Below are 7,179 nucleotides of genomic sequence, written 5' to 3' on the forward strand. Positions count from 1 at the left end.
TTTATGATCTGGTTTCTCTATTATTTGTAGTGTTTGGGGAATGTGTAGTGCGTATTCTTTCGTCTACTAGCATTAATTAAAAAAGCAGGACAATTAGTTGCCCTGCTTTTTTCGGTTGATTAGGTTGTATAAAAATTAGGGGATTAGAACCCTGGATTCTGTTGTAACACACCACCACTTAAGTCGATGGCATTTAACGGAATCGGAATCCTATCATGACGCGATTGGTATTGTAAAAACTTTGCCGTGATATTCGGGATCGTACGTGCCTCGTTCGCAATATAAGTGTTGATCACTTGTTCTGCTACTCCCCATCTTCTCAGATCGAACAAGCGATGGCCTTCCATGCCTAGTTCTAAGCGTCGCTCAAAACGCACCGCTTTGCGTGCAAAGGCTTGGTCAGCAAAGGAAGCGTATGGTTCTATCACATAATTGGCGGCATCGCCAGGACCATTAACAGCTTGTACTTTAGGCATGGTTTTGGCGCGGTTTCGTATGCGATTTACATATTCTAAAGCCAATGCCAAATCGCCGGTTTCTACGGCGGCTTCAGCAGCCATTAAAAGAACATCTGCAAAACGAATGATGTTATAATTGATGCCGGCACGTTGTTGACCCCAATCACCGGTACCTCTGTTACCATCGTCGCCTGCTTGGTAGAAGTTTTTGGTCGATAAATAAGGACCGGAAATATCCGCAAAATCGGCGCGAATCCAATCCTTGCCAATCATTTCGCCCCAACCATTGTAATCAATACCTCTTCTCCCTACGGTAAAATCCAATCTAGGATCTACGGGCGTGGTTGTGTCGGGGGTAAAAGGCTCTTGGCTGGTAACACCATAGTCATTCTTAAAATCGGTTTGGTTAAAGGTATCCAAGAGTGGTAAGCCGTTGGCATCTGTTTGAAATGCGTTTACCAAATCTTGAGTAGGTTGGTAGAACCCACAGCAAGAGTTAATAGGGCCACCGTTCGGAAAATTTAAAGTAGCACCACGATTACCGTTAAAGGATAACCCACCATCCGCTGCAAATTGAATCGCAAATATAGATTCCACTCCGTTTTCGCCAGATTCATTAAAATTTTCCACAAAATTGGCATGTAGCGCATACGGACCATTGTCAATTACATCTTTAAGAATGGTTAGTGCTTGGGCCCATTCTCCTTGGTACAAATGTGTCTTTCCAAGGTAGGCTTTTGCAGCCCATGCATTGGCCCTACCAGGCTCTGAGGCGTTAATGGTAGTGGGCAGATTATTGATGGCGAATTGGAAATCTGCCTCAATTTCGTCCCAAATAGGTCCCGGATTGGGTTGGTTAAACTCGGTGTTCGAGTAATTTTCTACCGAGATAAAGGCGGGAGCTCCATAAATCTTTTGAAGTTCAAAATTATAATGTGCCTTTAAAAAACGGGCTTCCGCTTCTTTGGCCGTAAAATCCCCTTCTGTGATTTTGGAAATAAGATCAATAACGGCATTGGCACGGTTTACACCGGCGTACAAGCCAACCCATTTTCCAAAGAAGTAGGTGTTGGCGGTTTCCCAGCTAAATCGTTCAATTTCAAATAAGTTCGCCTGATCTCCATCGGTACTTCCCTTATGGGCGTCATCGGAAATCACATCCAGCCACCAGTTATCACCGGTTACGGTCCATTCGTCTGCGTTTTGGTTGTTGCGAATACCATCCAAAGTGGAATAGGCTCCAGTTAATAATAAATCTACTCCGACTTCATTCTGAAGTGCCTGATCGGAAAGTGCTCCTACCGCCGGCAACTGGGTAAAGTCATCACTACACGAAAATGCAGTAACAAAAAGGGTTACATAATAAATAAATCTCTTTTTCATTTTTTTTAGAATTTTAAGTTTAGACCTAAAGTAAATATCTGGGCTGTTGGATATTGGTTACCATTAACATCATCATCTACGCCAATAGTCAAGTTATCACCTCCAAATCGTGGACCTAATTCCGGATCAAAACCATCATATGGAGTAATGGTAAACAGGTTAGTGCCTTGCACGTAGAAACGCAGCAATGATAATCCCATTTTCTCTATAATTTGATCAGGCAATGCATATCCAATTTGAAGGTTTTTTAAGCGCATAAAAGAACCGTCCTCCACAAAATAGGAGTTGGGTTGAGTTTCATTATTGGTAATTTGTTGGCTCAACTTTGGTATAGAGGCACCTAAATTATCCGGTCTCCAAGCATCCAATACTCGAGTACTACGGTTTGTATTAGTAAAGGTAGGGAAATCGGTAAAAATTTTGGTATAGTTATAAATATCATTTCCTTGAGAGCCTTGAATAAATGCCGAAACATCAAACCCTTTGTAGGCTACATTTAGGTTGATACCATAGGTAAAATCGGGGTGAGGCGATCCTATGAAAGCTCTGTCTTCATCGGTGATGGCACCATCACCATTTAAATCTCGGTATCTAAAGCGACCCACACCGGCAGCGTTCGAAGGAAATCCTTGGTCTGGACTTGATGCCACTTCTGCTTCGGAAGCAAAAATACCATCGACCACACGTCCAAAGAAGGAAGACAATGGTTGTCCTACTTGAGTTCTAGTCATGGCACCTCCTCTAAATCCGCCGTCACCCAATTGGAAGTCACTAATTAATTCTGTAACCTCATTGTCATAATGCGAAATATTGGCCTGAATACCATAAGTCCAGCCGGATGCGGTAGTATTAGAATAACCAATACTAAAATCGAACCCTTTATTCGTGAACGAACCTAAGTTTACTAAGGGTGCTTGTGCATCTATAGCCGTGGTACTAATTAAACTATTGTCTCTGGAAATCAGGTCTTTGGTTTCGATATCAAAATATTCCGCACTTATTAATAATTTGTCATTAAAGAAGCCTAAATCAACACCAAAGTTGATGCTTTCACTGGTTTCCCACTTTAGACTTGGGTTTCCAACCTGACTTAAAAATGCCCCGGTAGTAATGGCTCCTGCACCGTTAAAGGAATAGTTTGCCAATTGTTCGCCCAAACTGGAAATATTTATAGTTGGGTTGTTGGCGGGTAGGGTTTGATTCCCCATTTGTCCCCAAGAACCTTTTACTTTTAAGGAACTCACCAAGGCATCTTGCGGAAAGAAGTCTTCTTGGCTAATTACCCAACCCCCACTAAAAGAAGGGAAGGTGTCACTTTGGTTGTCCCCTAGGAAACGAGAAGACTTATCCCGACGCACTGTTGCGGTTAATAAGTATTTGCTTTTGTACGAATAGTTAGCTGTTCCGAAGACCGAAAAGAGCGAGGTAGCTCCGTCAAAGGCAAAGGACACATTGGGAACTCCGGCACCGTTGCTCAAGAGATAGAATTCCGGAGTTTCGAATAAAAAGTCGTTACGAGTAATTTGTTTTCCTTTGCTTTCAAACTTTAAGGCTTCAATACCGACTACAGCATTGATGGAATGATCGCCGAAAGTTTTGTTAAGGTTTAGCGTATTGTTCCAAACCCACTCATATCGATCTTGATCTTGCTCAAATAAGGTGTTTACAGACAGCGGCTCTGAATGCTCCGGATCTAGTGCTTGGAATCTTCGGTCATTGAACGCCTCAATGTCACCCCCGACTGAGGTTTTAAATGTTAAGCCGTCCATGATGTCTACCACAGCATATACGTCACCAAAAACACGAAGTCTTTTGGCAAAATTATTTTCGGCTCGAAGCAATTGAGCCACCGGGCTACGCGTATTTCCCAAGTTTGCAGCACCGTTGTAGGTTCCTGCAAATAGTCCCTCATCATCTCTTACGGGAATCAAAGGGTTCATTAGGAGGGCACTCTGCACTTGGCTAACACCTCCGCTGGTATTTGAGAATGATAGGTTAATATGCTGTCCTATACGGATTCTATCCGATACCTTATATTCGGAATTAAACCGGGCAGTACCTCTTTTAAAGCCTGTAGCCAACTGAATACCTTGTCTGTTAAGATAGCCTATAGACATTAAAGATTTGCCTTTTGCGGTACCGTTTTGTACCGTTACGGATGCACTTGTTGTTACGGCTTCCCTGAAAATGGCGTCTAACCAATCGGTACCCCCTGGTCTTACTGTGGCCGATACCGGAACATTTTGTAATTGGGAAGGAACCACTGGGTTCGCTCCGTTGCCGTATTGTGGGTGCTGTAGTGCAACACCATCGTTAGTAAGGCTTTCCCAAATAACGCGACCTTGCTCTTCGGCATTTAAAAGATCGATTAAGTTGGTAGCTCTGGAAAAACCGGTATAGGTATCTACCTCTACACTCGTTTTCTCCATGTTATAACCACCAGATTTTGTGGTTACAATAATAACCCCATTCGAAGCTCTTGCCCCATAAATGGCTGCAGCGGCATCTTTAAGGACGTTCATTTGCGCAATATCTCCGGGATTGATGCTATTCAATATGGAAGGATCATCGGTCTGTACCCCGTCTATTACATATAAGGGGTTGTTGTTGTTCCCTGTACCAAATCCACGAATACGAACCACCGGCGAGGCACCTGGTGCGTTCTGACTTACTACGGTCACCCCACTTACCCTGCCTTGTAAGGCTTCGGCAGCGTTCACAATGGGTACTTTTACCGCTTCGGTTAAATCTACTGAAGCCACGGAACCTGTTAGGTCGCCTCGGGTTTGCGAAGCATACCCTAAAACGATAACCTCCGAAAGTTGGCTGGCATCCTCTTCCATGGAAACATTCACAGTGGTTCTACCAGCAATGGCTACCGTTACACTTTTAAAACCGACATAGCTGAATACCAATGTGGCATTGCTGTCCGCATTTATGGTATAATTACCATCAAAATCGGTTTGTGTACCGTTCGTGGTACCGCGGACTAATACGTTGGCACCCGGAAGCGGCGCACCGTCTTGGTCTGTTACAGTACCTGTAATCGTTGATTGTAACATGGCTGATGTTACTTTTTCATTGGCTGCATCAGTCTTGGCCAAAGCCATTTGAGCCCCAAAACAAATCAGTATTGCTAAAGACCTTATGCCGAAGGACAGTGTCCATCGCTTCAGTTTTAACAAATGATAATCGCACTTTTGAATCATAATTGTTTGTTGTTAAGTTAGTTAATAATTGAAAAATTGAGTTTGTTACGCATACTAAATGATATCCGAAAAAATTTTTCGTTTTACGAAAATCTTAAATAAAGGTTAATATTACTACATTTACATAAAATAATAAGTTAAAAATTAAAAAAATCACACTTTATTGTTAAATTGTTTAGGTTATAGTTCTCTTTACTATAAGGAATTCCTAGAATCTTAGCGGAAATAGTATGTTATAATAGTATAAAAACACAAACCTGTTTAGGCCTATTTTATAAGTGTAAACCTGTAAATCAAATAGGGTGCAAAAAAGCATAGGCTACGATTCTATTGAGCAATCTCTTTTTATGTTGATTTTAAACGTATACAGAATTGTTAAAAATTTAACTTTTATATAACCAATGCGAAAATAGTAGTTTACGCAATATAAGGCTTGTATTATTTTGTCAAATAGTAATATGATAATTAAAGCTTATGTAAATTAACATATTGAAATTAAAAATCCCTTTCATTAATAATAAGCAACAAACACGTTTTTTTTTAACATAAAAAGAAAAATGAACGGTTAAAGCACAAGGTAGCAAAATCGTAAGAAAGTGCTAATTTTGTGGAGCAAATGGTTGCCAGTTTTGTTCGTGAGGAGTAGTTTGATTATCAAATACGATGTTGATAAAAATCACTGAAAAACAACACCTGATGACTAAGTGCCAAAAGGTGTTTTTTTCAGCTTCGCTACTTATTTCGTTTACTTGGCATAAACGAAATGGGAATCCTAATTTCTTTGCAATGCTGCCTGGTGCAAAAAAGAAATTCGGAACAACTCAACTCAACTTCATCCAGTAGAAGAAGATTTTAATAGCTATAAATCAACGGTTTCTCATATGCAATGAAAAACAGACTTTCTGTGATACGATAAAGACATAATTTTAAACCTAAATCAACATTGTAAAGTAATTTTTTACATCATGCAGTTATTAAAACGATAAAAAAGCATCAAAATATTCCGTATTTTAGGGTAATTTTAAACTTTACTTCTTATGAAAATAACCACATAAACAATAGGTTTCTTGGGATATGAACTATGCGATAGTAAAAGTACAAATGTAAAATAGTATTAGAGTAATACTATTTTATCAATATTTTATGTTATAATTGCGTTTTTTTGTAAATTGTTTATGGATATCTTAAAGAAACTTCATCGAGAGATGATTCCGATGTCTGCCCATGATTGTTTTTTGGTGGTAGAACGCACTAAAGATTATTTTGATTACCCCATTCATTTTCATCCGGAGTATGAATTGAACTTCGTTTGGGGAGCTAAAGGCGTGCAACGAATTATTGGGGATAGTATAGAAGAAATTACAGCGAATGACTTGGTTTTGGTCGGCCCCAATTTATACCATGTATGGGAGCAACATAGATGTACTCAAAGGAATATACGAGAGGTTACCGTTCAATTTCATCAGAATCTATTTGATGAAAATTTCTTAAATCGTGGCATAATGAAGCCGATTAAAGATATGTTCGCAAGATCGGTGCATGGTATTTTATTTTCTCAGGACACCATTAAGCATATGGCTCCTAGATTGTTTGGCATTTCAAAATTAGATGGAATGGATTATTTTTTATCCCTACTTTCCATTTTGTATGATTTGGCCATTTCTAGAAATCAACGATTGTTATCAACACTAGCGGTGCAACGACAAAGTGCAGAAAAGGATCATAAAATACAACTTGTACATGATTATGCAGATGCCAACTATGAACGTAAAATTGCCCTTTCCGAAGTGTCTGAATTAGTAAATATGAGCAGTGTTTCCTTTAACCGGTATATCAAGAAATGTACCGGGAAGACTTTTGTGGAATATCTGAATCATTTGCGCGTTGGATATGCTGCGCGGTGGCTTTCAGAAAATGAGTTGACCATTTCAGAAATTGCTTTTAAGTCGGGATTCCACAATATTGCCAATTTTAATCGTATTTTTAAACGAATAAAAGGAGTAACACCATCGGTGTACAGAAGAAATTTTTCAGGGATAAAAAGGGTGCTTTAATCTAAAGATTCCCCGACCCTTGGGTCGGGGTTTCCTATTTATCGCTCCTTTGGAGAGGTCGGAACTGCCTTTTTG

Annotated in this window: 3 protein-coding genes; 1 reads left to right on the forward strand and 2 read right to left on the reverse strand. The window is 40.0% G+C overall.

The window, feature by feature from the left end; genetic code table 11:
- Positions 1–143 precede the first annotated feature (143 nt).
- Both U1E44_RS15185 and U1E44_RS15190 read right to left on the reverse strand, forming a co-directional pair.
- A complete protein-coding gene (locus U1E44_RS15185; RefSeq protein ID WP_322931959.1) occupies positions 144–1,841 on the reverse strand; it encodes a RagB/SusD family nutrient uptake outer membrane protein in 1,698 nt (565 codons plus the stop codon).
- A gap of 5 nt (positions 1,842–1,846) precedes the next feature.
- Positions 1,847–5,050 carry a SusC/RagA family TonB-linked outer membrane protein gene (locus U1E44_RS15190; protein WP_322931960.1) on the reverse strand — a complete coding sequence of 1,068 codons (3,204 nt, stop codon included), beginning with the start codon at positions 5,048–5,050 and terminating at the stop codon, positions 1,847–1,849.
- A 1,175-nt stretch (positions 5,051–6,225) separates the two neighbouring features.
- Here U1E44_RS15190 and U1E44_RS15195 point away from each other — a divergent pair.
- Complete coding sequence (locus U1E44_RS15195; RefSeq protein ID WP_322931961.1) at positions 6,226–7,104, forward strand: helix-turn-helix domain-containing protein; 879 nt, start codon at positions 6,226–6,228, stop codon at positions 7,102–7,104.
- Positions 7,105–7,179: the final 75 nt, after the last annotated feature.

The organism is Aurantibrevibacter litoralis (assembly GCF_034651555.1).
In the GTDB taxonomy this organism is placed as follows: domain Bacteria; phylum Bacteroidota; class Bacteroidia; order Flavobacteriales; family Flavobacteriaceae; genus Aurantibrevibacter; species Aurantibrevibacter litoralis.